Source organism: Streptomyces sp. NPDC044984, from assembly GCF_040646935.1.
Classification (GTDB): Bacteria; Actinomycetota; Actinomycetes; order Streptomycetales; family Streptomycetaceae; genus Streptomyces.
In genome coordinates this window covers 275,559-301,602 of the sequence record NZ_JBEZBE010000002.1, presented here as the reverse complement: position 1 = coordinate 301,602, position 26,044 = coordinate 275,559, and the positions used below count along the sequence as shown (strand labels likewise).

20 protein-coding genes, 1 pseudogene and 1 riboswitch are annotated in these 26,044 nt (G+C 73.2%); of the genes and pseudogenes, 10 read left to right on the top strand and 11 right to left on the bottom strand.

All coding sequences use genetic code 11. The features are described from left to right. Positions 1-5 precede the first annotated feature (5 nt). Positions 6-5,036 carry a DNA repair ATPase gene (locus tag AB0A94_RS03505; protein WP_361738171.1) on the top strand — a complete coding sequence of 1,677 codons (5,031 nt, stop codon included), beginning with the start codon at positions 6-8 and terminating at the stop codon, positions 5,034-5,036. On the opposite strand, the gene AB0A94_RS03500 is transcribed toward AB0A94_RS03505, so the two are convergent. Beyond that, positions 5,010-5,639, bottom strand: a complete 630-nt coding sequence (locus tag AB0A94_RS03500; RefSeq protein WP_361738168.1) for a TetR/AcrR family transcriptional regulator — start codon at positions 5,637-5,639, stop codon at positions 5,010-5,012. The two genes, AB0A94_RS03505 and AB0A94_RS03500, sit on opposite strands and share 27 nt — an antisense overlap. Before the next feature lie 105 nt (positions 5,640-5,744). On the opposite strand from AB0A94_RS03500, the gene AB0A94_RS03495 reads away from it, so the two are divergent. Beyond that, positions 5,745-6,797 (top strand): aldo/keto reductase, encoded by a 1,053-nt coding sequence (locus AB0A94_RS03495; protein ID WP_361738166.1) that lies wholly within the window; start codon positions 5,745-5,747, stop codon positions 6,795-6,797. 219 nt (positions 6,798-7,016) lie between these two features. Here the strand turns inward: AB0A94_RS03495 and AB0A94_RS03490 are convergent, their stop codons facing one another. The 4 genes from AB0A94_RS03490 to AB0A94_RS03475 are packed head-to-tail and all read right to left on the bottom strand — an operon-like array spanning position 7,017 to position 9,756. Then, complete coding sequence (locus tag AB0A94_RS03490; RefSeq protein WP_361738163.1) at positions 7,017-7,880, bottom strand: ATP-binding cassette domain-containing protein; 864 nt, start codon at positions 7,878-7,880, stop codon at positions 7,017-7,019. Beyond that, positions 7,877-8,626, bottom strand: coding sequence for a cobalt ECF transporter T component CbiQ (gene cbiQ, locus AB0A94_RS03485; protein WP_361738160.1), 750 nt, complete (start codon positions 8,624-8,626; stop codon positions 7,877-7,879). The genes AB0A94_RS03490 and cbiQ overlap by 4 nt, the downstream gene beginning before the upstream one ends. 6 nt (positions 8,627-8,632) lie before the next feature. Beyond that, positions 8,633-9,049 carry an energy-coupling factor ABC transporter substrate-binding protein gene (locus AB0A94_RS03480; RefSeq protein ID WP_361738157.1) on the bottom strand — a complete coding sequence of 139 codons (417 nt, stop codon included), beginning with the start codon at positions 9,047-9,049 and terminating at the stop codon, positions 8,633-8,635. Further along, complete coding sequence (locus AB0A94_RS03475) at positions 9,046-9,756, bottom strand: energy-coupling factor ABC transporter permease (protein ID WP_361738154.1); 711 nt, start codon at positions 9,754-9,756, stop codon at positions 9,046-9,048. The genes AB0A94_RS03480 and AB0A94_RS03475 overlap by 4 nt, the downstream gene beginning before the upstream one ends. 29 nt (positions 9,757-9,785) lie before the next feature. Continuing rightward, positions 9,786-9,969: riboswitch (cobalamin riboswitch) on the bottom strand. Positions 9,970-10,171: 202 nt separating this feature from the next. Here AB0A94_RS03475 and AB0A94_RS03470 point away from each other — a divergent pair. The 5 genes from AB0A94_RS03470 (at position 10,172) to AB0A94_RS03450 (ending at position 15,392) form a co-directional block, all read left to right on the top strand. After that, positions 10,172-11,761, top strand: coding sequence for an ABC transporter substrate-binding protein (locus AB0A94_RS03470; protein ID WP_361738151.1), 1,590 nt, complete (start codon positions 10,172-10,174; stop codon positions 11,759-11,761). 20 nt (positions 11,762-11,781) lie between these two features. Then, on the top strand, positions 11,782-12,750 hold the full coding sequence (locus AB0A94_RS03465) for an ABC transporter permease (protein ID WP_361738464.1): 969 nt from the start codon (positions 11,782-11,784) through the stop codon (positions 12,748-12,750). 65 nt (positions 12,751-12,815) lie between these two features. Beyond that, a complete protein-coding gene (locus AB0A94_RS03460) occupies positions 12,816-13,703 on the top strand; it encodes an ABC transporter permease (protein WP_361738148.1) in 888 nt (295 codons plus the stop codon). Continuing rightward, the gene (locus tag AB0A94_RS03455) at positions 13,700-14,677 is read left to right on the top strand and encodes an ABC transporter ATP-binding protein (RefSeq protein WP_361738145.1); all 978 of its coding nucleotides are present in this window, start codon (positions 13,700-13,702) and stop codon (positions 14,675-14,677) included. Before AB0A94_RS03460 ends, AB0A94_RS03455 begins: the two co-directional genes overlap by 4 nt. Then, on the top strand, positions 14,670-15,392 hold the full coding sequence (locus AB0A94_RS03450; protein WP_361738142.1) for an ATP-binding cassette domain-containing protein: 723 nt from the start codon (positions 14,670-14,672) through the stop codon (positions 15,390-15,392). Before AB0A94_RS03455 ends, AB0A94_RS03450 begins: the two co-directional genes overlap by 8 nt. Before the next feature lie 187 nt (positions 15,393-15,579). Here AB0A94_RS03450 and AB0A94_RS03445 read toward each other — a convergent pair. The 5 genes and pseudogenes from AB0A94_RS03445 to AB0A94_RS03425 all read right to left on the bottom strand — a co-directional run. After that, positions 15,580-15,684, bottom strand: a pseudogene (locus AB0A94_RS03445) (SAM-dependent methyltransferase); the annotation flags it as partial. Between the two features lie 78 nt (positions 15,685-15,762). Further along, positions 15,763-16,446, bottom strand: coding sequence for a response regulator transcription factor (locus AB0A94_RS03440; RefSeq protein ID WP_361738139.1), 684 nt, complete (start codon positions 16,444-16,446; stop codon positions 15,763-15,765). Beyond that, positions 16,443-17,642 (bottom strand): sensor histidine kinase, encoded by a 1,200-nt coding sequence (locus AB0A94_RS03435; RefSeq protein WP_361738136.1) that lies wholly within the window; start codon positions 17,640-17,642, stop codon positions 16,443-16,445. The genes AB0A94_RS03440 and AB0A94_RS03435 overlap by 4 nt, the downstream gene beginning before the upstream one ends. Before the next feature lie 104 nt (positions 17,643-17,746). Continuing rightward, positions 17,747-19,963: an MMPL family transporter gene (locus tag AB0A94_RS03430; protein ID WP_361738133.1), complete on the bottom strand. Its 2,217-nt coding sequence runs from the start codon at positions 19,961-19,963 to the stop codon at positions 17,747-17,749. Between the two features lie 170 nt (positions 19,964-20,133). Continuing rightward, positions 20,134-21,261, bottom strand: a complete 1,128-nt coding sequence (locus tag AB0A94_RS03425) for a hypothetical protein (protein ID WP_361738130.1) — start codon at positions 21,259-21,261, stop codon at positions 20,134-20,136. A 121-nt stretch (positions 21,262-21,382) separates the two neighbouring features. On the opposite strand from AB0A94_RS03425, the gene AB0A94_RS03420 reads away from it, so the two are divergent. From AB0A94_RS03420 to AB0A94_RS03410, 3 genes are read left to right on the top strand one after another with little or no spacing between them, the layout of a single operon-like run. Further along, positions 21,383-22,387 carry a glycosyltransferase family 2 protein gene (locus AB0A94_RS03420; protein ID WP_361738127.1) on the top strand — a complete coding sequence of 335 codons (1,005 nt, stop codon included), beginning with the start codon at positions 21,383-21,385 and terminating at the stop codon, positions 22,385-22,387. Further along, complete coding sequence (locus AB0A94_RS03415; RefSeq protein ID WP_361738124.1) at positions 22,374-22,787, top strand: GtrA family protein; 414 nt, start codon at positions 22,374-22,376, stop codon at positions 22,785-22,787. Before AB0A94_RS03420 ends, AB0A94_RS03415 begins: the two co-directional genes overlap by 14 nt. Continuing rightward, positions 22,784-24,040, top strand: coding sequence for an NAD(P)/FAD-dependent oxidoreductase (locus tag AB0A94_RS03410; protein ID WP_361738121.1), 1,257 nt, complete (start codon positions 22,784-22,786; stop codon positions 24,038-24,040). The genes AB0A94_RS03415 and AB0A94_RS03410 overlap by 4 nt, the downstream gene beginning before the upstream one ends. A 73-nt stretch (positions 24,041-24,113) precedes the next feature. On the opposite strand, the gene AB0A94_RS03405 is transcribed toward AB0A94_RS03410, so the two are convergent. Beyond that, positions 24,114-25,802, bottom strand: a complete 1,689-nt coding sequence (locus AB0A94_RS03405) for a hypothetical protein (RefSeq protein ID WP_361738119.1) — start codon at positions 25,800-25,802, stop codon at positions 24,114-24,116. Positions 25,803-26,044 lie beyond the last annotated feature (242 nt).

The window sequence follows — 26,044 nt, the reverse complement described above, 5'->3', positions numbered from 1 at the left end:
CAGCCATGACCACCGGCACCCACGAGCCCACGAACACGGCCCCGCGCGAGACCCCCGACGCGGGTGACCACCGCACCGCGGCCCACCCGGCGGTCGACGGTGGCGCCTACCAGGTGCTGCGCGACCGCCTCGCCGACCGGGCCGCCGAACTAGCCCGCCGCGCGGAGGCGTTGAACCACCGCCGGACCGAGGAGTTCGGCGCCCCGGAACTGCGCCTCACCGGCACCGAGCGGCTGCGCACCGACCGCACCGCCGTACCCCGCGACATCGTCGCCGTCGGGAACGTCCTGCTCTTCGGCTACGACACCCGGCCCCGCCCGGAGGCCGACACCACGGTGGGCGACGTCCTCGCCCCGCACGACCGCGAGCTGAACCGGCTCCCCGACGACGCCGTGCCCGGGCTCCTCGACGACCCCGGCTTCGTCCGCGAGTTCGCCGCCCTGCACCGCTACTACCGCCAGGCGCGCCTGCTGCGGCTGCGCCGGGTCGACGGCAAGCTGCTCGCCGTCTTCCAGACCGGGGAGAAGGCCGGCGACATCCGCGTCCTGCGCTGGACGATCCCGGAGGACGGCCGCTCGGCGGTCTTCCTGGACGCGCGCGGCGACCGCGACCACGCCCGCACCCCGCCCGCCGGCGTCGACTGGACGCCCACCACCCGCGAGGACCACGTCCTCGGCCGCCACCCGCACGTCTCCGTCCGGGGCGAGGTCTTCGTCGACACCCTCGGCGGCACCCTCACCGTCAAGACCGACGACGACACCGACACCCCCGACGGCATCCACAGCGAACCGGTCGACGAGCCCCTGCAGTCCCTCGCCGACGCCGAGATCGCGCACGCCCGCGTCGGCCCCCTGATCCTGCTGCGGATCCTCCCCTACAAGGAGACCGCCCACCGCCACCTGGTCTTCAACACCCTCACCCGGTCCGTCGTCCGCCTCGACGGCATCGGACAGGGTTGCCGCCGGCTCCCCGACGACCAGGGCATCGTCTTCCCCGGCGGCTACTGCCTCGCCACCGGCCCGCACAAGACGTACGAACTCGACACGGACGGCATGGAGTTCGCCCACGAGGTGCGCTCGCCGCACGGCGAGGACGTGCTGTACGTCTTCCACGCGCCCGGACGCGGGCGCGCGCTGCTGCTGTCGTACAACCTCATCCGCGAGGCGGTCGCCACCCCGATGGCCTGCCACGGCTGGGCGCTGTTCGACGACGGACTCCTCGCCCTGCTGCGCCCCGACGGCGACGACCCCGCCCGCGTCCACCCCGTGCAGCTGTGGCACTCGCCCTACGTCTCCGACACCCACGCCGCCGCACAGCCCGTCGGCGAGGGCCCGCTGGCCCGGGTCGGCAACGCCGACCTCGTACGCGGCATCTCCGACTGCCTGTCCCTGGCCCGCTCCGTCACCGAGACCACCCCCACCACCGAGGTGTACACCGCCCTGGTGGCCGCCTGCGTCCGCGCACTGGACGCCCACCACTGGCTGGGCGACACCGGACTCGGCGATCTGCGCACGCCGTTGGAAGAGATGCGGGCCACCTCCGACCAGGTGCTGGCCGAGTTCGAGACCGTGCGCGACCTCACCGTCCGGGCCGCCGACGCGCTCGACGAGGCCGCGGACCGGATCGCCTCCGTGGTGCGCCGGCTGCGCGGCGAGCAGCCGCGCGAGGCCGCCGCCTGGGTCACCGGACTGACCGAACTCCGCCACGCCCAGGGCCATCTGCTGACCCTGAAGGAGATGCGGTACGCGGACCACGCCCGCATCGACGCACTGGCCGACGGGGCCGGGGCCGACCTCGCCTCCTTCGGGCAGCGCGCGATCGCCTTCCTGGCCCGCGAGGACGCCTTCGCCGCCCACCACGCGGACGTCGAGCGCCTGGTCGCCGACGCCGGGGCGATCACCACCGCCGCCGAAGCGGTCCCGGTCGCCACCCGTCTGGACGAGCTCGCCGACGGGCTGGGCACGGTGACCGAGGTGGTCGCCGGGCTCGACATCGCCGACACCACCGTCCGCACGGCCGTTTTGGAACGGGTCGCCGAGGCGATGGGCGGCGTCAACCGCGCCCGCGCCACCCTCGACGCCCGCCGCCGGGCGCTCCTCGACCGTGAGGCGCGTGCCGGTCTGGCCGCCGAACTCGCCCTGCTCGGCCAGACGGTCACCGGCGCCCTCGCGGCGGCCCGCACCCCGGAGGCCTGCGACGAACGACTGACGCCGGTACTGGCCCGGTTGGAGGCCCTGGAGTCCCGCTTCGCCGAGTTCGACGACGTCCTCGGCGAGCTCGCCGACCGGCGCACCGAGATCCACGAGGCGTTCTCCGCCCGCAAGCAGAGCCTGTCCGACGCCCGGGCCCGCCGCGCCGAGCAGCTCGCCTCCGCCGCCGTGCGCGTGCTGGAGACGGTCACGCGGCGTTCCGCCGCGCTCCCCGACGCCGACGCGGTGAGCACCTACTTCGCCTCCGACCCCCTGGTCGCCAAGGTCCGCCGCACCGCCGACGAACTGCGCGAACTCGGCGACCGCGGCCGGGCCGAGGAACTCGACGGCCGACTGCGCTCCGCCCACCAGGAGGCCGCCCGCGCCCTGCGCGACCGCACCGACCTCTACGCGGACGGCGGACGCGCCCTCCGCCTGGGCGGCCACCGGTTCGCCGTCTCCACCCAGCCCTTCGACCTGACCGTCGTCCCGCACGGCGACGGCCTCGCGCTCGCCCTCACCGGCACCGACTACCGCGCCCCCGTCACCGACCCGGCCCTCCTCGCCGACCGTCCGCTCCGGCACCGGCACCTGCCGTCCGAGTCGCCCGAGGTCTACCGCGCCGAGCACCTCGCCGCCCGTCTGCTGCACGAGCCCGGCCCCGACGCCCTGACCGGCACGGACGACCTCGCCGCCCTGGTCCGCCGGGCCGCCGAGGAGGCGTACGACGAGGGGTACGAGCGGGGCGTCCACGACCACGACGCCACCGCGATCCTCACCGCCGTCCTGCCCCTGTACGACGGCGCGGGCCCGCTGCGCCACGAGCCCGCCGCCCGCGCCCACGCCCTGCTGTACTGGGCGCACGGCACCACCGCCCAGGAACGCGCCGACCTCACCCGCCGCGCCCGCTCCCTGGCCCGCGTCCGCGACGCCTTCGGCCCCCCGCCCGCCCTGGACGCGCTGCGCACGGAACTCGCGGGGGCCGTACGCGCCTGGGACGAGGACGCCGCCGTCCGCCCGGAGGCCTGCGCCGCGTACCTCCTCGACGAACTGACCACCGGCCCCGAGGGCTTCGTCCTCAGCGCCCGTACCCGTACGCTCCTCGACACGTTCCGCCGCGAGGTCGCCACCGACGCCTACGACGACGACCTCCCGGCCCTCGCCGGCCTCACCGCCCGCCGCCAACTGGTCGAGGCCTGGCTGACCGCGTACGCCGCGACCACCGGAGAACGGATGACCGCCGGCGACCTCGCGGAGGCCGTGGCCGCCGAGCTCTGCCCGGACACGCCCCGCCACACCTCCGACGCGCCCCTGACCGTCACCGTGGACGGCCTGCTGGGCGCCCACCCCCGGATCACCGACCGCCGTCTCACCCTCCGCCTGGACGAGTTCCTCGCCCGCACCGAGGAGTTCAGGGAGCGTGACGCACCCGCCTTCCGCGCCTTCCAGCGCCGCCGCACCGCCCTGGTGACCGCCGAGCGCGCCCGGCTGCGCCTGGACGACCACCGGCCGCGCGTGATGTCGTCGTTCGTCCGCAACCGGCTGGTCGACGAGGTCTACCTCCCGCTGATCGGCGACAGCCTCGCCAAACAGCTCGGCACCACGGGCGAGTCGGGCCGCACCGGCACCGGCGGCCTGCTGCTGCTCGTCTCCCCGCCCGGCTACGGCAAGACGACCCTCATGGAGTACGTCGCCGACCGCCTCGGCCTGGTCCTGGTGAAGGTCAGCGGACCGGCCCTCGGCCACGCGGTCACCTCGCTCGACCCGGCCGAGGCACCGAACGCCACCGCCCGCCAGGAGATCGATAAGATCAACTTCGCGCTGGCCGCCGGCAGCAACACCCTCCTGTATCTCGACGACATCCAGCACACCTCGCCCGAACTGCTGCAGAAGTTCATCCCGTTGTGCGACGCCACGCGCCGGATGGAGGGCGTGTGGGAGGGCGAGCCGCGCACCTACGACCTGCGCGGGAAGCGGTTCGCCGTCTGCATGGCCGGCAACCCCTACACCGAGTCCGGCGACGCCTTCCGGGTCCCCGACATGCTGGCCAACCGCGCCGACGTGTGGAACCTCGGCGACGTCCTCACCGGCAAGGAGGACGTCTTCGCGCTCAGTTTCGTGGAGAACGCCCTCACCGCCAACCCGGTGCTCGCCCCGCTCGCCGGCCGCGACCGCGCCGACCTGGACCTGCTGATCCGCCTCGCCGGGAACGACCCCACGGCCCGCGCCGACCGCCTCACCCACCCCTACGCCCCCAGCGAACTGGAACGCGTCCTGGCGGTGTTGCGCCACCTGCTCACCGCCCGCCGCACGGTCCTCGCCGTCAACGCGGCGTACATCGCCTCCGCCGCCCGGTCCGACGACGCCCGCACCGAGCCGCCGTTCCGGCTCCAGGGCTCCTACCGCAACATGAACAAGATCGCCCAGCGCATCCAGCCCGTCATGAACGACACCGAGCTGGCCGCCGTCATCGACGACCACTACACGGCCGAGGCCCAGACCCTCACCACGGGTGCCGAGGCGAACCTCCTCAAACTCGCCGAACTGCGCGGCACGCTCACCGCCGAACAGGCGGCCCGCTGGACCGAGGTGAAGTCCGCCCACGTCCGCACCCTGACCCTGGGCGCCCCCGACGAGGACGCCCTGTCCCGGGCGGTCGCGGCGCTCGCCCTCCTCGCCGACCGCATCGCCGCGGTCGAGTCGGCCATCAAGGGGGTGTGGCCGGGACACGCGCCGAAGGGGCCGGAGGAACCCGGAGACGCCGTGCCCCCGGAGATCACGCACGGCGGCCCGCGCTCAGCGACGGACGCGGGAAGCCGGTCACCCGCGGCCTTCGTCGCCCCGTAGGTACGCTCCCGCACGCGCCGCGGCCGCCGCGGCCTCGGCGGCCCGGTCCGCGGCGGCTTCGTCGAGGGGGGCGCCGGTGGTCAGCAGGCGGTAGTAGAGGGGGGCGGAGACGGCGCGGATCACCTCGTGGGCGTCGGTGCCCTCGGGCACCTCGCCACGGTCGACGGCCTGTCGGACGCAGGGTGCCCACTCCTCGACGCGGATGTCGTAGAAGCGGTGCAGGGCCTCGGCCGTCTTCGCCTCGCAGGTGGCGGCGGCGATCACCGCCTTGAACAGCGCTCCTTGCCGCGGATCGGCCAAGGTGCGCTGCACGAGCCGGGCGTTGGCCTTGAGATCACCGAGCAGCGAACCGGTCTCGGTGCGCGGCAGCGACTGCTCGGCCATGTCCAGCAGCAGATCGGCCACCAGACCGGTCACCGTTCCCCAGCGGCGGTACACGGTGGTCTTGCCCACCCCGGCACGGCGCGCGACGTCGGCGAGGTCCAGGCGGGCGAAGCCGTGCTCCGCCAGGGCGTCCCCGGCCGCCCGCAGCACCGACGCCCGCACCCGCGCCGTGCGCCCACCAGGACGGACGGTCCCCGGATCAGCATCCTCAAACCCCATAACGGGACTCCAGTTTCGTTAATCACTCACATCTGCTACGTTGAGAGCCATATTAACGGAACTCCAGACCCGTTAACTGGATCGGGCGACGTGAGAGGAACAGTCATGGAGTACAGGCGGCTGGGCGCATCCGGCCTCAAGGTCCCCGCACTGAGCTTCGGCGCCGGCACCTTCGGCGGCCAGGGACCGCTGTTCGGCGCCTGGGGCACCACCGATGCGCAAGAAGCGCGTCGTCTGGTGGACATCTGCCTCGACGCCGGGATCACGATGTTCGACACCGCCGACGTCTATTCCGGCGGGGCCTCCGAGGAGGTGCTGGGCGCGGCGATCAAAGGCCGCAGGGACCAGGTGATCGTGTCCACCAAGACCGGCCTGCCGATGGGCGACGGCCCGGGCGACGCGGGCACCTCCCGGGCACGCCTGATCACCGCGTGCGAGGACGCCCTGCGCCGGCTCGGCACCGACCACATCGACCTGTTCCAGCTGCACGCCTTCGACGCCGGCGCGCCGATCGAGGAAGTCCTGTCGACGCTCGACGATCTCGTGCGGGCGGGGAAGGTCCGCTACCTCGGCATCTCCAACTTCTCCGGCTGGCAGGCGATGAAGTCCCTGGCGAGCGCGGAGAGGCACGGCCACCCGCGCTATGTCGCACATCAGGTCTACTACTCACTCATCGGCCGCGACTACGAATGGGAGCTGATGCCCCTCGGGCTCGATCAGGGCCTCGGAGCCCTCGTCTGGAGCCCGCTCGGCTGGGGACGGCTCACCGGCAAAGTCCGCCGCGGCCAGGCGCTCCCGGCCGGCAGCCGACTGCACCGCACCGCGGACTACGGCCCGCCGGTCGAGGACGAACACCTCTACCGCGTGGTCGACGCCCTCGACGAGATCGCGCGGGAGACCGGCAGGAGCATTCCGCAGATCGCCATCAACTGGCTGCTGCAGCGACCGACCGTCTCCTCCGTCATCATCGGTGCCCGCGACGAGAACCAGCTCCGCCAGAACCTCGGTGCCGTCGGCTGGACGCTCACGCCCGACCAGACGGCGAAACTCGATGCGGCGAGCGGCAGGACGGCGCCCTACCCGTACTTCCCCTACCAGCGCCAGGAAGGCTTCGCCCGCCTCAACCCGCCGGTGGTCGCGCCTGTCCCTGCCGCATGACAGCGGCGTCTGCCGCGGGCAGCCGGGGATCGGTGATGCCGAGCTTGCCGCGCGGCACGCGGGTGACAACAAGGGTGTCCGCGTCGACGTCGCCCTTCACCTACGCCTCGGTGTCGCGGCCGGAGGCCCCGGAGGCGGGAGCCCTTCGGCCTCGACGGAGCCGGTGGCCGAGGCGACGGCGGCCGGATTCCCCGAGTGGCATGACGGACCGGCCCGCCCTCAGGGGAGCCGTGCGTCACCGCCGGTGACGGACGCGGTCACCAGGGCCGCCAGTTCCTCCGGGGAGCGGGGGCCGGTGGCCGAGCCGGTCACCAGCCCCTGCGCCCGGAGCAGCCGCCCGACCGCCACCCCCCACGGCAGCCGCAGCCCCGCCGCCGCGAGGAGGTCCGTGCGGGCCAGCATGTCGGCCGCCGGACCGGTGTGCGCGCCCGACGGGGTGAGCAGGGCCGCGTCGTCGGCCCAGCGCAGGGCGAGGTCCACGTCGTGGGTGGCCATGACGACCGTCGTGCCGTTCCCGCGCAGGCCGTCGAGGGTGGCGAGCAGGCGTTCCTGGCCGTCGGGGTCCAGGCCCGCCGTCGGCTCGTCCAGGATCAGCACGCGGGGCCGCATGGCGACCGCGCCCGCGATCGCCGTCCGCTTGCGCTGCCCGTAGGACAGCAGGTGCGTGGGACGGTCGGCGAGGGCGGTGATGTCCAGCGCGGCGAGCGACTCCGCCACCCGGGCGCGCACCTCCGTGTCGGACAGGCCGAGGTTGAGCGGCCCGAACGACACGTCCTGGCCGACCGACGCCGCGAACAACTGGTCGTCGGGGTCCTGCACCACCAGCTGCACGGTGGTGCGCAGCGCCGTCAGCCCTTTGCGGTCGTAGCGCACCGGCCGTCCCTCGACGGTCAACTCACCGTCGTCGGGCCGGAGTCCGCCGCTCAGCAGCCGCATCAGCGTCGTCTTGCCGCTGCCGTTGCGTCCCAGCAGCGCCAGCGCGCGTCCCTCGCGCACCTCGAAGTCCAGGCCGCCGAGCACGGGCGGGCCGTCCTCGTACGCGAACGACGCGCCCCGCAGGGCCAGCAGCACGGACTCACTCACGGCAGTCGCCTTTCCAGTACGAGGGTGAGGGCGGCCAGCGCCACCAGGAGCACCACGCTCAGCGCCGTGAACCGGACGGAGACACGGGCCTCGGGCACCAGCACGCGCAGGGTGCCGTCGTAACCGCGTCCGGCGAGCCCGGTCTGCAGCCGCGCCGCCCGGTCGAAGGACCGGACGAACGCGGTCGCGCCCAGCCCGCCCAGCGAACGCCACGTCGCCGCCCGGGTGGTGTGCCCGAGCCGGGCCGCCTGCGCCTGGCGGACGCGGCGCACCGAGTCCAGCAACAGGAAGCTCATCCGGTACGTCACCAGCGCCACGTCCACGAGCGGGGCCGGCACCCCGGCCCGCACCAGACGCGGCAGCAGGTCGGACATCGGCGTGGTGAAGGCGAACAGCAGCACGCCCAGCGAGGCCGCCGACGTGCGCAGCAGCAACTCCCCGGCGCGCGGCGGCCCGTCCTCGGCCCAGGACACGAACCCGCCCGGCCCGCCCACCCGCACCAGCAGGGGCAGCGCCCCGGTGACGCAGAAGCCCAGCGGCACCCGGTACGCCCGCCACAGCCGCCGGCCCGGCACCCCCGCCGGGCCGAGCAGCACCGCGAGCGCCGCCACCAGCACCAGGGCCGCGCCCGGCCAGGGCGGCAGCGAGATCGCGAGCACGGTGAGGCCCAGCCCCAGCACGGCCTTGTCCACGGGATGACGGCGGCGCCAGCGACTGCCGTGCGCCGCCGCGTCGATCGGCAGCACGTGCCGTCAGCCCCGTCGTCGTTCGGAAACGGCCTCGGCGTCCGTGTCCGTGTCCGTCGTGTCCGTGTCCGCCGTATCCGTATCCGCGTCCGCGTCCGCCTCCGCCCGCAGCCGCTCCAGCGCCCGAGCCTCCCCCTGCCGACGCCCGCGCCGCACCCCGAAGTAGTACGCGAGGACGCCCGCGCCGAGTGCCGCCTGGAGGGCGAACAGCGCCGACTCGATCTCGCCGGACGGCGGTTCGTACAGCGGCGAGAACCAGGGCTCGTAGTCCGGGTCGAGCTCGGTGATCGCCGTCTCCGCCTCGGCGTCCGCGCCGGCGAAGGGCTCCTCCTTGTGGTCGCCGAGCCCGAAGACCAGCGGGATCACGGCGAGGGCGGCCACGAGCACCAGCAGCAGCGTGTTGATCTTCGCGTTGCGGCTCATCGGGCCACCGCCTCCGCCGAGTCCGCCGTCTTCCGCCCGGCCGCCGATGTCACCAGCACCCCGAGCCGCGTCAGCTCCCCCTTGCTCGACTGCACCAGCATGCGCATCACCAGCACCGTCAGCAGCCCCTCGCTCACCGCGAGCGGGATCTGCGTCACGGCGAAGACGGAGCCGAACTTGCCCAGCGCGCCCAGGAAGCCGCTGCCCGGGTCGGGGAAGGCGAGCGCCAGCTGCACGCTCGTCACGCAGTACGTCGACAGGTCGGCGACGAACGCGCCGGAGAACACCGCCACCATCAGCGGCACGTCGTACCGGCGCAACAGCCGGTAGAGCCCGTACCCGGCCCAGGGGCCGACGACCGCCATCGAGAAGACGTTGGCGCCCAGCGTGGTCAGCCCGCCGTGGGCGAGCAGCAGCGCCTGGAACAGCAGGGTGATGGTGCCCAGCACCGCCATGACCGGCGGCCGGAACAGGATCGCGCCCAGACCCGTGCCGGTGGGGTGGGAGCAACTCCCCGTGACGGACGGCAATTTCAGCGCGGACAGGACGAACGTGAACGCTCCCGACGCGCCGAGGAGCAGCGTGCTCTCGGGATGCTCCCTGACGTCGCGGACGAGCGACCGGGCTCCGTGGACGACGAACGGCGCCGCCGCGACGCCCCAGGCGACCGCGTGCGCCGGTGGCAGAAAACCCTCGGCTATGTGCATGGCTCAGCAGACCCTCTCCAGCACCTCGTGGATGGTTGACGCGCCTTGGCCGGTCTCCTGGCTGACGGGTACCACCGCCCGTGCTCCGCCTTCCCGGGTCCCGAAGGACCCAGTGGCCGTCCGTGAGGACTGGAGCCGGACTTCCCGATCACAGTGGCGAGGGCCGCACCGGTGTCGCACCGATTTCCCGTCACCAAGGCGTGGTGACAGTAGTGCCCGTTCCGGTCCGGTGACAAGCGGCCACAGGGGGCGCGCGGACGGCGCCCGGCAGCTCGCGCACCGGCGCGCACCTGCGCACTTGACACGAGCGGCGCCGCCCGCCGGGGCGGGGGAGTGAGGGGCCGGTGTCCTGGGCAGTACCTTGCTGCAATTAATATGCAACAACGATTTCCAGGCATCAGGGATGTGAGGTTCGATGACGACCCGACGAATACGGGGTGCCGCCGCCGCGCTCGCGATGGCCGGCGCGGTCGCCGCCTGCTCGGCGCCGGGCGACGGCGGCGCGGACGGCGGGGCGTCCGCCGATTCCGTCGTGATCGGGGTCCCGTCCGAACCGGACACCCTCAGCCCCCTGCTCGGCTACGGCAAGGACGGCAACTCCAAGATCTTCGACGGACTCCTCGCCCGCGACGCCGACATGAAGCTGAAGCCCGCCCTGGCGAAGGCGCTCCCCGAGATCAGCGACGGCGGCCGCACCTACACGTACACCCTGCGCGACGGCGTGAAGTTCAGCGACGGCGAACCGCTCACCGCCGACGACGTGGTGTTCACGTACCGCACCGTCCTGGACGACGAGACCAACAACACCGCCAAGAGCGAACTCGACGCCGTCAAGCAGGTCCGGGCGGACGGCGACGACAAGGTCGTCTTCACCCTGGACTACCCCTACGCGGCCTTCGCCGCCCGCACGGTGCTGCCCATCGTCCCCGAGCACGTAGCGGGCGAACAGGACCCCAACACCGGCTCCTTCAACACCGAGCCGGTCGGCACCGGCCCGTACGTCCTCACCGGCTGGAGCAAGGGCGAAAAGCTCACCTTCAAGGCCAATCCGGACTACTGGGGCGGCGCGCCGAAGGTGAAAAAGCTCACCATGGCGATCATCGCCGACGACGACGTCCGCGCCACCCGGCTGCGCTCCGGCGACCTCGACGGCGCGACCCTCCCGCCCAACCTCGCCGCCACCTTCAAGAGCGACGACGGCAAGAAGACGTACCGGGCGACGTCGTACGACTTCCGCGCCGTCACCCTCCCCACCGGCAACCCGGTCGCCGGCGACACCGCGATCCGCCGCGCCCTGGACCTGGCCGTGGACCGCGAGACCATGGTCGACAAGATCCTCGACGGCGCCGGCCGCCCCGCCTACGGCCCGCTGCCCCTCGACGACCCCTGGTTCGCCGAGGACGTCGAACGCCCCCAGGACCTCGGCAAGGCCAAGAGCATCCTCGACGAGGCCGGCTGGAAGCCCGGCGAGGACGGCATCCGCGCCAAGGACGGCCGCCCCGCCCGCTTCACCCTCTACTACCCCTCCGGCGACAAGGTCCGCCAGGACCACGCCCTCGCCTACGCCTCCGACGCCAAGAAGGCCGGCATCGACGTCGAGGTGGAGAGCGCCACCTGGGAGGTCATCGAGCCCCGGATGAAGCACGACGCCGTCCTCGCCGGCTTCGGCAGCACCGGCGACCCCGACTTCGGCCTCTACACGCTCCTGCACTCCTCCCTCGCCGGGGACGGCTTCAACAACATGGCCCTGTACGACAACCCGGCCGTCGACGAGGCCCTCGACACCGGCCGCCGCAGCCAGGACCCGAAGGACCGCGAGGCCGCCTACGACGACCTCCAGCGCGAACTGGTGAAGAACCCCGGCTACACCTTCCTCACCCACATCGACCACATGTACGTCCTCGCCGACCGCTGGCAGGACCTCACCACCCAGACCGAACCGCACGAGCACGGCTTCGCCAGCGGCCCCTGGTGGAACGTCGAGGACTGGCAGCCCGGCGCATGACTTCCCTCCCCTGGGGAGAGATGACCCGGCTCACGGCACGGCGGGCCCTGTTCGCCGTGCCCGTGCTGCTCGTCGTCACCTTCGGCGTGTTCGCCGTCGCCGCCGCCTCCCCCTTCGACCCCGTCAAGGCGTACGCCGGCACCGCCGCGCTCGGCGCCGACCAGGAGACCCTGGACCGGCTGCGCGAGAACCTCGGCGTGGACCGGCCGTTCACCGCCCGCTGGTGGGACTGGCTGACCTCCGCGTTCGGCGGCGACCTCGGCCAGTCCACCGTCATGCGCCAGCCCGTCGCCGAGGTCATCGGCGAACGCCTGGTCTGGTCGGCCCTGCTGTGCGCCGTCGCGTTCGCCGTCGCCGTCCTGCTCGGCACCGTGCTCGGCGTGCTCGCCGCCCGCCGCCCCGGCTCGCTCCTCGACCGCACGGTCACCTCCCTCGCGTACGCCCTGGAGGCCGCACCGGTCTTCTGGACCGCCCTGCTCGCCGTCTGGCTGTTCGCCCTCCACCTGGACGTCCTCCCGGCCGGCGGCCTCACCGACACCGGCAGCGAACAGGTCACCTTCGGCCAGGTCACGAGCCACCTGATCCTGCCCGCCGGCGTCCTCGCCGTCTCCCAGCTGCCCTGGTTCACGCTCTACGTCCGTCAGGGCGTCGGCGACGCCCTCGCGGAGGACCCCGTGCGCGGCGCCCGCGCCCGCGGGCTGAGCGAACGCACCGTCCTGCTCGGCCACGCCCTGCGCTCCGGACTGCTGCCCGTGCTCACCCTGATCGGCTCCCGCGTCCCCGAACTCATCACCGGCGCCCTGCTGGTGGAGACCGTGTTCAGCTGGCCGGGCATCGCCGCGGCCACCGTGGAGGCGGCCACCTCCGTCGACTTCCCGCTGCTGGCCGCGCTGACCACCCTCGCCACCGCCGCCGTCCTCGCCGGAAACCTCCTCGCCGACCTGCTCTACGGACTGATCGACCCGAGGGTGAAGCTGAATGAGATGTGACCCCCATGGACGTGACTCCCATGGACGCGACTCCCATGGACGTGACCCCCACGGATGTGACCCCCATGGCTGCTGACACCACCGCCGTGACGAAGACGGTGTGGCGCGCGCACGGCACCGCCCGCCGCTCCACCCACACCCTCCGCCTGCGCGTCTCCGCGGTCCTGGTCGCCGTGACGGTCCTCGCGGTGCTCCTCGTACCGCCGCTGGTCCGGCTCGACCAGCAGGCCGTCGACCTCGCCGCCAAACTCCTGCCGCCGTCCTGGTCCCACCCCTTCGGCACCGACGACGTGGGCCGCGACCTGCTGCTGCGCTGCGTGTACGGGCTCAGGGTCTCCCTGCTCGTGGGCGTGGTGGCCGCGCTCGCCGCCACCGTGATCGGCACCGCCGTCGGCGCCGCCGCCGGCGCGCTCGGCGGCTGGACCGACCGCGCGGTCATGCGCCTGGTCGACACCTTCTCCTCCGTACCGCACCTGCTGCTCGGCGTCTTCATCGTCGCCATGTTCCGGCCGGGCGTCTGGCCGGTGGTGATCTCCGTCGGCCTCACCCACTGGCTGTCCACCGCCCGCATCGTCCGCGCCGAGGTCCTCTCGCTGCGCTCCCGCCCCTACATCGACGCGGCCGTCTCCGGCGGCGCCTCCCGGTGGCGGGTCGTCGTGCGGCACCTGCTGCCCGGCGTGCTGCCCCAGGCCGGCCTCGCCGCCGTCCTGATGGTGCCGCACGCCATGTGGCACGAGTCGGCCCTGTCCTTCCTCGGCCTCGGCCTGCCCGCCCACACCGCCAGCCTCGGCACCCTCATCCAGGACGCCCGCGGCTCCCTGCTCGCCGGACAGTGGTGGCCGACCCTCTTCCCCGGCCTGTTCCTGATCGTCCCCACCCTCGCCGTCGCCGGCCTCGCCGGTGTCTGGCGGGAGCGGATCAACCCCCGCCGCCGATCGGAGCTGACGCTGTGACCGAGCGATCCCCCGTGCTGTCGGTGCGCGGCCTTTCCGTACGCTTCCTGCTGCCGGGCGGCCGCCGGATCGCCGCCGTCACCGACGCCCGCTTCGACGTGGCGCCCGGCGAATGCCTCGCCCTGATCGGTGAGAGCGGCTGCGGCAAGTCCGTCCTCGCCTCCGCCCTCCTCGGCCTGCTCCCCGCCAACGCGCAGACCGCCGGCAGCGCGCTGCTCGGCGACCTGGACCTGCTGACCGCCGGTGAACGCGTCCTCGCCCGCACCGTGCGGGGCCGGCGCATCGGCCTCATCCCGCAGAGCCCCGCCGCCCACCTCACCCCGGTACGCACCATCCGCTCCCAGATGGAGGAGACGGTCGCCCAGCTCACCGGCGTCCGGGGCCGCGCGGCCCTGCGCGCGGCGGCCGAAGGGGCCGCCGGACGCGCCGGGTTCCCGCCGGACCACCTCGACCGCCACCCCCACGAGCTCTCCGGGGGTCTCGCCCAGCGCGCCGCCACCGCCCTCGCCCTGATCGGCGACGCACCCCTGCTCCTCGCCGACGAACCCACCACCGGCCTGGACCGCGACCTGGTGGACCGCACCGCCGACGAACTGCGCCGCCACGTCGACGCCGACGGCGACCGGGCCCTGCTGATGATCACCCACGATCTCGCGGCGGCGGAACGCGTCGCCGACCGGGTCGCGGTCATGTACGCGGGCCGCATCGTCGAACTCGCCGACGCAGCCGCCTTCTTCGGCACGCCCGGCCCCCGCCACCCCTACAGCCGGGGCCTCCTGGACGCCCTCCCCGACCGGGCCTTCACCCCCATCCCCGGCATGCCCCCCGAACTCGGTGACCTCCCCGGCGGCTGCGCCTTCGCCGCCCGCTGCGACCGGGCCACCGACGCCTGCACGGCGCTCCCGCCCTTCACCGGGTCGATCGCCTGCCACCACCCGGCCCCGGCACCCACCCCCGAGGACATCCGTGCTTGAACTGCGCGCCATCACCGCCGGTTACGACCGTCGCGCCCCCGCCGTCCGGGACGCGACCCTCACCGTCGCCCCGGGCGAGTCGGTCGGCCTGCTCGGCCCCAGCGGCTGCGGCAAGTCCACCCTGGCGAGGGTCGCCGCCCTCCTGCACCGTCCGGACTCCGGGGAAGTGGTCCTCGACGGCACCCCCGTACACCGCTGGCGCCACCGCGCCCCGCGCGAGCTGCGCACCGCCGTCGGCGTCGTCTTCCAGCAGCCCCGCCTCTCCGCCGACCCCCGCCTGCGCCTCGCCGACCTGATCGCGGAGCCCCTGCGCGCCACGGGCCGCCGCTCGTCCGTCCCCGGCCGGGTGGCCGAACTCGCCGGAACCGTCGGCCTGACCTCCGACCTGCTCACCCGCCGCCCCCACGAGGTCAGCGACGGCCAGCTCCAACGCGCGTGCGTGGCGCGTGCGTTGGTGCTCCGTCCCCGCTGGCTGATCTGCGACGAGATGACCGCGATGCTGGACGCGTCGACCACGGCCGCGCTGGTCGGGGTCGTCGAGGACTACCGCGCCTCGACGGGCGCGGGCCTGCTGGCCGTGGGCCACGACCGAACCCTCCTGAACCGCTGGTGCGACCGCACGGCCGACTGGGAGACGGTGGCGGCGCCACCCGCGGTCACCCCGTCTCCGCGTGCGGGGCGCGCGGCGGGTTGGGGCGCCCCAGCGCGGAGTTGAGCCGGTAGGCGCCGCCGAGCCCGTGGAAGACCGCCATGACCAGCGCTCCGGCGAGGAGACCGACGGCGCCCGCGAGCGGATGGGCCGGAAGGCCGGCCCCGTACCCGAACGGACCCGCCAGCGCGAGGCCGAACGTTCCGGCCACGGCGTTGCGCAGCGGGTCGTTGCCCCACGAGTTCGGGCCGTCGCGTGGGACACCACGTTCCAGCAGCCGCCGCACCGCGTCGTCGTCGAGCGGGGCCGCGACGGGACGGTCCGCGTGGGCGAGCCGGGAGATCCGTTCACGATTGATCACCGGAGCCTGACACGGACAGGGCCTCGGCACACCTGCTCTTCCGCTGGGTCCCGTGGCGCGGAAAAAGCGTGCCGGTCAGTCGTCCCCGTGCGCACGGGGACGCACCAGGCCGCTCTGGTAGGCGATCACGACGAGCTGGGCCCGGTCGCGGGCGTGCAGCTTGGTCATGGCGCGCTGGACGTGGCTGCGCACCGTCAGCGGGCTGACGACGAGGTGGTCGGCGATCTCGGCGTTGGACTTGCCGTGTGCGGCCAGCGCCATGACCTCGCGCTCGCGTTCGGTGAGGGCGATGAGGCGTTCGGGCGGGGCGAGCGGTGCGTCGTCGTCGGGGGTGGCCAGGAAGCGGGTGATGAGGGTCCGGGTCGCCGTGGGGGAGAGCAGGGAGTCACCGGCGGCCACGGTGCGGATGCCGGCCAGCAGGACGTCCGGGCCGACGTCCTTGCCGAGGAAGCCGCTGGCACCGGCCCGCAGGGCCCTGGCGACGTTCTGGTCGTTCTCGAAGGTGGTGAGGATCAGCACCCGGGTGGCGGCCAGTTCCGGCCGGGAGCAGATGTCGGCGGTGGCGGCCAGGCCGTCGGTGCCGGGCATACGGATGTCCATGAGGACCACGTCGGGCGTGTGGAGGCGGGCGAGGTCGACCGCCTCCCGTCCGTCGGTGGCCTCCGCGACGACGGTCAGACCGGGGTCGGAGTCGATGAGGATGCGGAAGGTGGCCCGCAACAGGGCCTGGTCGTCGGCGAGCAGGACGCGGATGGTCATGGGGCGGTGCCTTCGTCGTGGCCGTGCAGGGGAAGGGTGCAGGCGACCTCGAAGCCGCCCTCCGGCCGGGGCCCCGCGCGGAAGGTGCCGCCCGCGGCGAGGGCCCGTTCGCGCATGCCGAGGAGCCCGAAGCCGTGGCCGGAGGCGGGCCCGGGCCCGGGCCCGGGCACGGGACCGGCGGTGTCGTTGGTGATCGTCAGGGTGAGGAAGTGGGGGGTGTGGGCGAGCCGCACCCGTGCGGTGCGGGTGGCCGCGTGCTTGGTGACGTTGGTGAGGGCCTCCTGGACGATCCGGTACGCCGTCAGGTCGAGCCCCGGCGCGAGCGGCCGCGCCCGCCCCTCCTCGGTGACGGTGACGTCCAGGCCGGCCGTCGCGCAGGCGGCCACCAGGCCGGGCAGCTGCGCCAGGCCGGGCGCGGGCGCCAGCCCGTCGTCGGTGTCGGTGTCCTGGCGCAGCAGTCCGACGGTGGCCTTGAGTTCGCGCAGGGCCGCCGCGGTGGTCCCCGCGAGCTTGTCCAGGATCTCGTGCGCCTTCTCCGGATCGGCCCGTGCGAGGTGGGCGGCGGTGCCCGCCTGGGCGTTGGCCAGGGCGAGGTGGTGGGCGACGACGTCGTGGAGTTCGCGGGCGATGCGCATGCGCTCCTGGACGACGCGGTGGCGGGCCTCCTCCTCGCGCTCACGGGCGATGTGCTCGGTCCTGGCGGCGGCGTACTCGCGGCGGACCCGCACGTAGCCGCCGAGCGCCGCGGACAGCGGCACCCAGGCCGCCGGATTGACCAGGCCGATGATCCACTGGTCCCGCAGTTCGCCGTGGAACAGACCGGAGGCGACCATGAGCGCGGTGACCGCCAGCGCGCTGTACCAGGCCGTCCGGCGCTCGGCGCGCAGGCTGACCGAGTACTGCGCGACCATGAGCGGGCCCATGTTCATGGCCGTCACGAGGTGCCCCAGGGAGGACAGGGCGACCATGCCCAGCGCGGTCACCGCCAGCACCGGAAGGGGGTGGGTACGGCGTTTGGGCAGTACCGCGCAGGTGAGTGCGGACAGGGTGACGGCGGGCCACAGCGGGGGCGGTCCCGGCATCACCGACGAGGACAGGAGACAGCCGGAGACGGCGACCGCGAACAGCGCCACGAGGAGGACGGCCTCGGTGGTCCGGGGGCGGCTCGTCGCCCGGCTTCGCCAAGGTGTGCTCATCGTGCGTTCTCCGGGTCGGGCCTGCGGGGACATCGTGGCACGTGACGGACGGGGCCGCGCGGCCGTGGGACACGACCGCGCGGCCCGCCGGGAGCGGGCCCGGATCAGGTGCGGACCGGTTCCCGGGCGGAGCGGCCCTCATCTGCGGGCGCGGACCGTCCGGTGAGTCCCGTGCCCTCGACGTCGACGCGGGGCAGCAGCCTGTCGAGCCGGCGAGGCAGCCACCACGCCTTGTCCCCGAGCAGGGCCAGGACGGCGGGCACGAACACCATGCGGACGACGAACGCGTCGAACAGCACGGCGACGGCGAGACCGAAACCGATCGTCTTGATCATGGACTCGCCGGACCCGACGAACCCGGAGAACACCGCGATCATGATCACCGCGGCGGCGACGACCACCCGGGCGCTGTGCCGGAACCCGCTGACGACCGCCTGCGCCGGCCGCTCGCCGTGGACGTACGCCTCCCGCATGCGGGAGACCAGGAAGACCTCGTAGTCCATGGCCAGGCCGAAGACGATGCCCACCAGGAAGATCGGCATCAGGCTCATGATCGGTCCGGTCTGCTCGACGCCCAGCAGTCCCGCGCCCCAGCCCCACTGGAAGACCGCCACGACCGCGCCGAGCGACGCCAGCACCGACAGCAGGAACCCGACGGCGGCCTTGACCGGCACCAGCACGGAACGGAACACCAGCATCAGCAGCAGGAGGGAGAGGACCACGATGACGGACAGGTACGGCACGAGGGCGTCCTGCAGGGCCTGCGCGACGTCGATGTTCATCGCCGTGCTGCCGGTGACCTCGAAGGTCGCACCCGTCTCGTCCTCCAGGCCGCCGCGCTCCGCCCGGATGGTCTGCACGAGCTCCTTGGTGCGCTCGTCGTTCGGCGCGGTGGCGGGGACCGCCGAGAACAGCGCGGTGTCGCCCTCGGCGTTGAACCGGGGCGGCGAGACGGACACGACACCGTCCGTGTCCCGGATCGCGTCGGCGACGGTGGTCGCGGCGGCCTCCGGATCGGACGCTCCCTTGACGTCGGCGACGACTGTCAGCGGGCCGTTGAAGCCCGGTCCGAAACCCTCGGCGAGCGCGTCGTAGGCGCGCCGCTCCGTCGTCGAGACCGGCTTCGCCTCGGCGCCCGGCATGCCCAGTTGCAGGTCGGTGGCCGGCAGGGCGAGTACACCCAGCCCGGCCACGCAGGCCAGCAGCACCGCCACCGGGCGGCGCAGCACGAACCGGGCCCAGCGGGAGCCGCCGTTGCCCGCGCCGTCGGTGTGCCGGACGGCGGCGACGCCGCGCCCGCGGGCCTTGCGCGACAGGACGGCGTTCGGCCACATCCCCAGCAGGGCGGGCACCAGGGTCAGCGCGACCAGCACGCCGACGACGACCGCGCCCGCGGCGCTCAGGCCCATCTTCGTCAGCATCGGCACGCCGACCACGGACAGTCCGGCCAGCGCGATGACGACCGTGAGACCGGCGAAGACCACCGCGGAGCCGGCCGTACCGACCGCGAGGCCCGCCGCCTCCCGCGGTTCGTGCCCGTTCTCCCGCTCCTCCCGGTAGCGGGAGACCACGAACAGGGCGTAGTCGATGCCGACCGCGAGACCGAGCATCGAGGCGAGCGTTCCGGTGGTCATGGACAGTCCCAGGGCGCTGCCGAGGGCCAGGATCGCCCCCATGCTGATCCCCACCCCGACGACGGCGGTGAGCAGGGGCAGCCCGGCCGCGGCGAGGGAGCCGAACGTGATCAGCAGGACGACGGCGGCGAGACCGACGCCGACGGCCTCGGCCGCGCCCCCGGCGGCCGGCTGCGAGGAGAGCGCGCTGCCGCCGACCTCCACGGTGAGACCGGAGTCGCGGGCCTCGTCGACGGCCGTCTCCAGCGCGGTCCGTCCGGCCTCGGTGAGGTCGCCGGACGAGACCTCGTAGGTCACGGTGGCGTAGGCGGTGGAGGCGTCCTCGCTCACCGCGTTCGCCGTGAAGGGGCTCACGGCGCTCGCGACCTGCGGCCCGTCGCCGGCCGTGGCCACGAACGCGTCGATGGCGGCGCGGTGGCCGGCGGCGGTCACCTTCTCCCCGTCGGGGGCGATGAACACGATCCGCGCGTCGGCGCCGTCGGCGTCCGAACCCGGGAAGCGCTCCCCGATGAGGTCGAAGGCCCGCTGCGCCTCGATGCCGGGCATGAAGGACGTGCCGTCGTCACCGGCGGCGGGCGCCGTGGCGGCGCCGACCCCGGCGGTGCCGAGGATCACCGCCCACAGCAGTGTCACGAGCCATCGCCGCCGGAAGGCGCCGCGGCCGATGCGATACAGGAAGGTAGCCACAGGTCAGGGATCTCCGCGTTCGGTCTTGGGTTCCCTCCAAGACTCGCGGGCGGAGCCCCGCACGGCGTCGTGCGCCTGCCGTCACTTTCCCCTGGTGCGCTCGCACGAGACGGGGCGCCGTCTTCTCCTCCTCAGGGAGGACGGCGCCCCGCCACGGACCCCGGTGCCTGTCAGCCCTCGGCGCCTTCCGCGAACTCCTCCTCGTCGAGCGCCCCCGCCGCGAAGCCGCCGAAGAAGCCCTCCATGAGCTCGTCGACCCCCACCTCGGTGGCGCCCGCCGGGGCCGTGGTCTTCTCGCCCCCGCCCAGGCGCAGCACCAGCGCGAACTTCTTGACCTTCGCCTTCTCCGCCAGCTTGGCCAGGTCCACGGAGACCTCGGTCAGCTCGCCGTTCTTCAGCGTGAAGTCGGCCGTGACCTTCTCGTTCGGCGCGTCCTTGAAGTCCTTGGCCGTCGGCATCTCGGTGCCCACCGGCAGCTGCTCCGTCAGCGGGCCGAGCTCGTCGAACAGCTCGGTCATCAGCGTGCGGAAGGGGGCCGTGGCCGTGATGTGCTCGGTGCCGTCCGATCCGTCGGAGGTCTTGAAGTCGACCTGCCGGCCGATGACCTGCCGCAGCGCCTTGGTGAGCTTCTTCTGCGTCTTGGCGTCGAGCGTGGGCTCCGCCGAGGGCTTCCCGGCCTCGGCGTCCTCCGCCCCCGACATCTGCTCGCCGGTCTCCTCGATCTCCTTCGTCGAGATCTTGATCCACTCACCGGCGAGGAGCTTCTTGAACGCCCCCGCCTCGTCGGGCAGTTCGTCGGCCGACGGCATGGGGCTGCCGCTCATCCGCCCGAGCGCGTCCACGTCGGCACGGACGTAGGTGTAGTCGCCGACCAGCCGGTACTCGAACAGGTCACCGTCCGGGACGCTGAACTTCAACGCCATGGCGCTGAAGTCCTCCTCGCCGGACTCCTCGATCGGCTTCCTGGACTGCACGGAGACGGAGATCCGCGCGTCGCTGAGCAGCTCGGCGACCTCTTCGGGCATCTCCTCGCCGGGTTCCGCCCCGGAGTCCAGCGCCTTCAGCGACGCGGCGTCGGTGTCCAGGTCCAGCTCGAAGGAGAGCGAGCGTTCCTTGCCGAGCTTCTCGAAGGCCTGGTCGAGCTTCTGCCCGGCGGACAGGTTCTCCACGGTGCCGCAGGCGGCGGCCCCGGCCAGGACCACGGTGGCGACGGCGGTGGCGGTCAGGGTCTTGCGTATGGCGGGAATGACGGTCTCCTTGTGAACACGACCGGAGTGGTCGATGTAAAGACCGATCATCACCCCGAACGGTTGTACACCGCAGCCGGGTTTTCGGGGACGGCCACCCGCCAACTGTTCGAACGCGGAACACCACCGGCTGTTCGCCCGCCGTTCAGCAGTGCTCCCTAGCGTCGCCGCAATGTCAGACGCACCCGCCCCCGCGACACCGCCGTCGGTGCCGCGCCCTCGGGAGAGATCTGGGGGAACCGCACTGGTCAGCTACGTGCTGCCGGTGTTCAACGAGCAGGACGGCATACGGCGCTTCCACGACGAACTCGTGGCGGCGATCGGTACCCGCCCGGAGCTCTCCTTCGAGTTGGTGTACGTCAACGACGGTTCGTCCGACGCCTCCCTGGCGATCCTCCGCGACCTGGCGAAGAACGATCCGCGGGTGCGCGTGGTCGACTTCGCGCGCAACTTCGGGCACCAGATGGCGATCACGGCCGGACTGGACGAGGCGCGCGGCGACGCGGTGATCGTGATGGACACCGATCTGCAGGACCCGCCGCGGGTGAGTCTCGAACTCATCGACGCCTGGCGGGACGGTGCGGAGGTCGTGCACGCGCGGCGCCGGTCCCGGCGGGACGGGGTGTTCAAGAGGGCGACGGCCGCCACGTACTACCGGGTCCTCCGGGCGTGCACGGAGGTCGACATCCCGCTGGACACCGGGGACTTCCGGCTGCTGGACCGGCGGGTCGCCGACGAGCTGCGGCGCTACCGGGAGCGCAGCCGGTTCGTGCGGGGCATCGTCGCCTCGATGGGCTTCGTCCAGACCGAGGTGCGCTTCGACCGCGACGAGCGGTTCGCCGGCGAGACCAAGTACCCGCTGCGGAAGATGGCGCGGCTGGCGGTCGACGGGGTGACCGGCTTCTCCACGGTGCCGCTGAAACTGATCACACGCCTCGGGTTCGTGGTGCTGGCGCTGTCCTTCGCGGGCATCCTCTACGCGCTGGCGATGAAGGCGTTCCGGCCCGACATCACGGTGTCCGGCTGGACCATGCTCATGGTCGTCGTGCTGTTCCTGGGCGGGGTGCAGATGCTCTCGCTCGGGGTGCTCGGCTCGTACATCGGGCGGACGTACAGCGAGGCGCAGGGGCGGCCGCTGTACATCGTCCGGCAGGTGGTCCGGCATGACGGCGACTGACGCGCCCGCCCCCGCCGAGCGACCTCCCCGCAAACTCCGGCAGCTCGTCAGCTACACGCTCGTCGGCGGCAGCGGCGTCGCCCTGGACCTGGCCGTGTTCGCGCTGCTCCACAATGTCCTCGGCTGGCACGAACAGGTCGCCAACGGTGTCGGCACCACCTTCGGCATCACCAACAACTTCGTCCTCAACGCGGTGTTCACCTTCGGCAGGCGCGACCGGCCGGTGCTGCGCTTCGTGCGCTTCTACGCCGTGGGGATGTGCGGCATCGCGCTCACCTCCGGGCTGCTGTGGCTCTTCGCCGGTCGGCTCGGGACCGATCCGAACCTGGTCAAGGCCGCCTCCCTGCCGCTGGTCCTGGCGGTGCAATTCGTGCTCAACCGGAAGTGGAGCTTCGCGTGAACCTGGGCATCATCGGCGCCGGCGCCACCGGACTGACCGCCGCCTACGACGCGGTCAAGGCCGGGCACACGGTCACGGTGCTGGAAGCGGCCGACGAACTGGGCGGCCTGGCCGCCTCACTGACCGTGCAGGGCACACCGCTGGAGCGCTACTACCACCACATCTTCCGCTCCGACCACGCCATGATCGAGCTGATCGAGGAGCTGGGCCTGGGTTCGTCCCTGCGCTTCCACAAGCCCACCACCGGCATCTACCGCGCCGGACGGCTGCGCCCCTTCAGCACCCCGCTGCAGATGCTGCGCTTCCTCCCGCCGCTGCCGGCACTGCGCTTCGCGTTCTCCTCCGCCGCGCTGAAGGCCGTACGCAAGGGCGAGCGCTTCAACGACCGCACGGCGCTGAGCTGGCTGCGCCGCTGGGCCGGGCGGCGCGCCACGGAGGAGATCTGGGAGCCGCTGCTGCGCGGTAAGTTCGGGGAGCGCGCCGAGGAGGTGTCCATGGCCTGGCTGTGGGCCCGGGTGCACTGCCGCACCTTCGAACTGGGCTATGTGCACGGCGGGTTCGACAAGGTGTACGCGGCGCTGGCGGACGCGGTCGCCTCGCGCGGCGGGAAGATCGAGTTCGGCAAGCGGCTGACGCGCATCCGGCAGGACGGCGACACGGTGACGGTCGACACCGAGGACGGGTCGTCGTACGGCTTCGACCACGTCGTCGTCACCACCCCGCAGCCCGCCTTCGCCCGGGCCGCGGGACTGCCGTCCGACGACGTGACGTGGCGCAACCAGTACCTCGGCGCGACCTGCCTCGTGCTGGAGCTGGACCGCAGCCTCATCCCGTACTACTGGCTCAACGTCAACGACACCGACTTCCCGTTCCTGGCCGTCGTCGAGCACACCCGGATGGTGGACCCGGCGGAGTACGGCGGCAAGCACGTCGTGTACGTCGGGAACTACGTGCCGCGCGACGACTGGTGCTTCACCGCCGACCCGGAGGACCTGCTGCAGGCGTACACGCCCTGGCTGCGACGCCTGAACCCGGACTTCGACCGCTCCTGGATCTCCCGCAAGCACTTCTCCCGCGCCCCCTTCGCGCAGCCCGTCGTCACCCCGGAGTACCGGGAGCTCATCCCGCCGCACGAGACGGCGATGAGCCGGGTCACGCTGGCCACGATGGCGCAGGTCTACCCGCAGGACCGGGGGCAGAACTACGCCGTGGCGATGGCCCACCGGGTCATGGAGCTGATCGGCGCCCGGTGAACCGCGGTACGGCGACGGCCACCGCCCCGGACGGGGGCGGTGGCCGTCGCCGTGCGGGCGCGCCGGCCCGCGCTCACCGCAGCCGGCACACGACGAGCCGCTCCGCGGGCGCCGGCGGACAGTCGTAGCGCGCCTCGATCCGCCGCGCCAGCGACCGGTCGATCTTCGCCGGGGGGAACCAGCCGCGGTTCAGCACCGCGTACCGCGGCGGGTCCTCGTCCAGGCAACGGGCGTTCTCGACGTACGAGTCGAGGGTGCTCACGTCCGGCAGGTAGCGGGTGCGCTGCAGGAACGTCGGGATCGGGTAGGGGCAGGGCGAGGCGTGCCCGATGAAGTACGCCTCGTCGCCGAAGGCGAGGTACTGCACGAGCGCCCCGTCCGGCAACCGCCGCCGCACCTCGGCCGCCGCGTCGGCCTTCTCCCCGGAGACCCGCAGGTACGCGGCGTTGGTCTCGCCCACCTCGCCGCGGTCCATGAGGTTGGGGGAGGACGGCCAGACGGCCACCGCGACCAGTCCGACCCCCGCCACGGCGGCCGGCACCCGGAACCCGGAGCCGCCCCCGGCCGGGCGCCGCACGTCGAGGAACGCGGCGCCGAGCGCGACGACCCCCGCCCCCCACACGACCGCCGACCGCTGGAGCCCCTGCGGGGCGGCGGAGTACCACGGCGCCAGGACGGCGATCACGCCGCTGACCGCCAGGAAGCCCAGCGGCACCCGCCCCCGCGCCCCGTACCACCGCGCCACCGCGAGCCCCCACAGCGCGGCGGCGCCCACCGGCAGCGCGGCGGCGTGGTACGCGAACCAGTTGCCCTGCACCACGACCGCACCCAGCCCCACGGCGGCCCCCGCCACGGCGAGCACCGCCCACTCGGTGCGCCGGCGCCGGTCGTCCTGGCAGGCCAGCAGCAGGAGCAGCGCCGCGGGCAGCAGGAGCAGTACGGGGCTGAGCACGGCCCGGTCCGCGAGGAAGTCGACCGACCGGGCGAAGAGCTCCCCGGGCCGCACGCCCTGCCGGGACAGCGCACCCTGGTTGATCTGCGGCATGTCCCGGACCCACTGCCACTCCCGCGACCCCGACCAGAGGCTGAAGCCCAGCAGCAGCACGCTCGACACGGCCGTCGCGGCGGCGAGGAGCAGCGCGCGCAGCCGGTCGGCGGCGAGGACGGCCAGCAGCGCGATGAGCGCGGTCGCGGCGGTGGAGTACTTCATCATCACCGCGAGCCCCAGCGGCACGGCCGCGAGCGCCGCCGCGGGCACGGGCCGCACGCCGGCGAGCACGACGGCCACCGCGAGCACCGACAGCAGCGCGGCCGTCCACTCCGGCTGCAGGAAGTCGGTGCGCGGCGCCAGCGCGAGCACCAGGGCCACCGCGGCAGCGGCCGGATCCGCCTCCCGGCCCGGCAGCCGCCGCCGCAGCGCCGCGCGCAGGGCGAGCCCGGCGGCGAGGCACAGCAGCACACCGGCGCCCCGCAGGACCGCCTCGCGCACCGCGGTGGGACCGGCGCCCAGCTGATCGAGGCAGTACAGGAACCACCGGTAGAAATAAGGCCGGTGGGTAAAGGTCTCCGACGGCGAGATGCCGACCGCCGCACCGCTCCGCAGACACGCCAGCACATACCGGATGTCCCCGTGCAGCCGGGCCGTCACCACGGAGTACACCAGCACGGACCCCGTCACGAGCCCGACGACCAGCCGCGCCACGCGCGCTCGTCGTCCGGCCGGCGGCTGCGTACGGGTCCGCGACATCAGCAATTCGGTCACGACGCGGGACATTAACAGTATGCCGTGAAATCCTTCGCAGGGAATTCAGCGCAGTGGGTCGTTCATTTATCGGACATCTTCGATTTCCCGTGAGTTCGCCGGGTAATTTCCGCGAGGCCTTCCTTGTGATCAAGGTCGCTTCATGGTTTGAGCTGTGCGGGGCGGTACCGCGTAAATGTACCCAGTTGTTCGTGTGGACCCGTTCACATGCCCTCCTTAGAGGTTGTTGCAATTGGTGTGAT

Bases quoted from the DNA above. Each gene is read 5' to 3' on its own strand.
- AB0A94_RS03505 (WP_361738171.1), top strand. From the start codon at position 6: ATGACCACCGGCACCCACGAGCCCACGAACACGGCCCCGCGCGAGACC.
- AB0A94_RS03500 (WP_361738168.1), bottom strand. From the start codon at position 5,639: ATGGGGTTTGAGGATGCTGATCCGGGGACCGTCCGTCCTGGTGGGCGC.
- AB0A94_RS03495 (WP_361738166.1), top strand. From the start codon at position 5,745: ATGGAGTACAGGCGGCTGGGCGCATCCGGCCTCAAGGTCCCCGCACTG.
- AB0A94_RS03480 (WP_361738157.1), bottom strand. From the start codon at position 9,049: ATGAGCCGCAACGCGAAGATCAACACGCTGCTGCTGGTGCTCGTGGCC.
- AB0A94_RS03475 (WP_361738154.1), bottom strand. From the start codon at position 9,756: ATGCACATAGCCGAGGGTTTTCTGCCACCGGCGCACGCGGTCGCCTGG.
- AB0A94_RS03470 (WP_361738151.1), top strand. From the start codon at position 10,172: ATGACGACCCGACGAATACGGGGTGCCGCCGCCGCGCTCGCGATGGCC.
- AB0A94_RS03465 (WP_361738464.1), top strand. From the start codon at position 11,782: ATGACCCGGCTCACGGCACGGCGGGCCCTGTTCGCCGTGCCCGTGCTG.
- AB0A94_RS03460 (WP_361738148.1), top strand. From the start codon at position 12,816: ATGGCTGCTGACACCACCGCCGTGACGAAGACGGTGTGGCGCGCGCAC.
- AB0A94_RS03440 (WP_361738139.1), bottom strand. From the start codon at position 16,446: ATGACCATCCGCGTCCTGCTCGCCGACGACCAGGCCCTGTTGCGGGCC.
- AB0A94_RS03435 (WP_361738136.1), bottom strand. From the start codon at position 17,642: ATGAGCACACCTTGGCGAAGCCGGGCGACGAGCCGCCCCCGGACCACC.
- AB0A94_RS03425 (WP_361738130.1), bottom strand. From the start codon at position 21,261: ATGATCGGTCTTTACATCGACCACTCCGGTCGTGTTCACAAGGAGACC.
- AB0A94_RS03420 (WP_361738127.1), top strand. From the start codon at position 21,383: ATGTCAGACGCACCCGCCCCCGCGACACCGCCGTCGGTGCCGCGCCCT.
- AB0A94_RS03415 (WP_361738124.1), top strand. From the start codon at position 22,374: ATGACGGCGACTGACGCGCCCGCCCCCGCCGAGCGACCTCCCCGCAAA.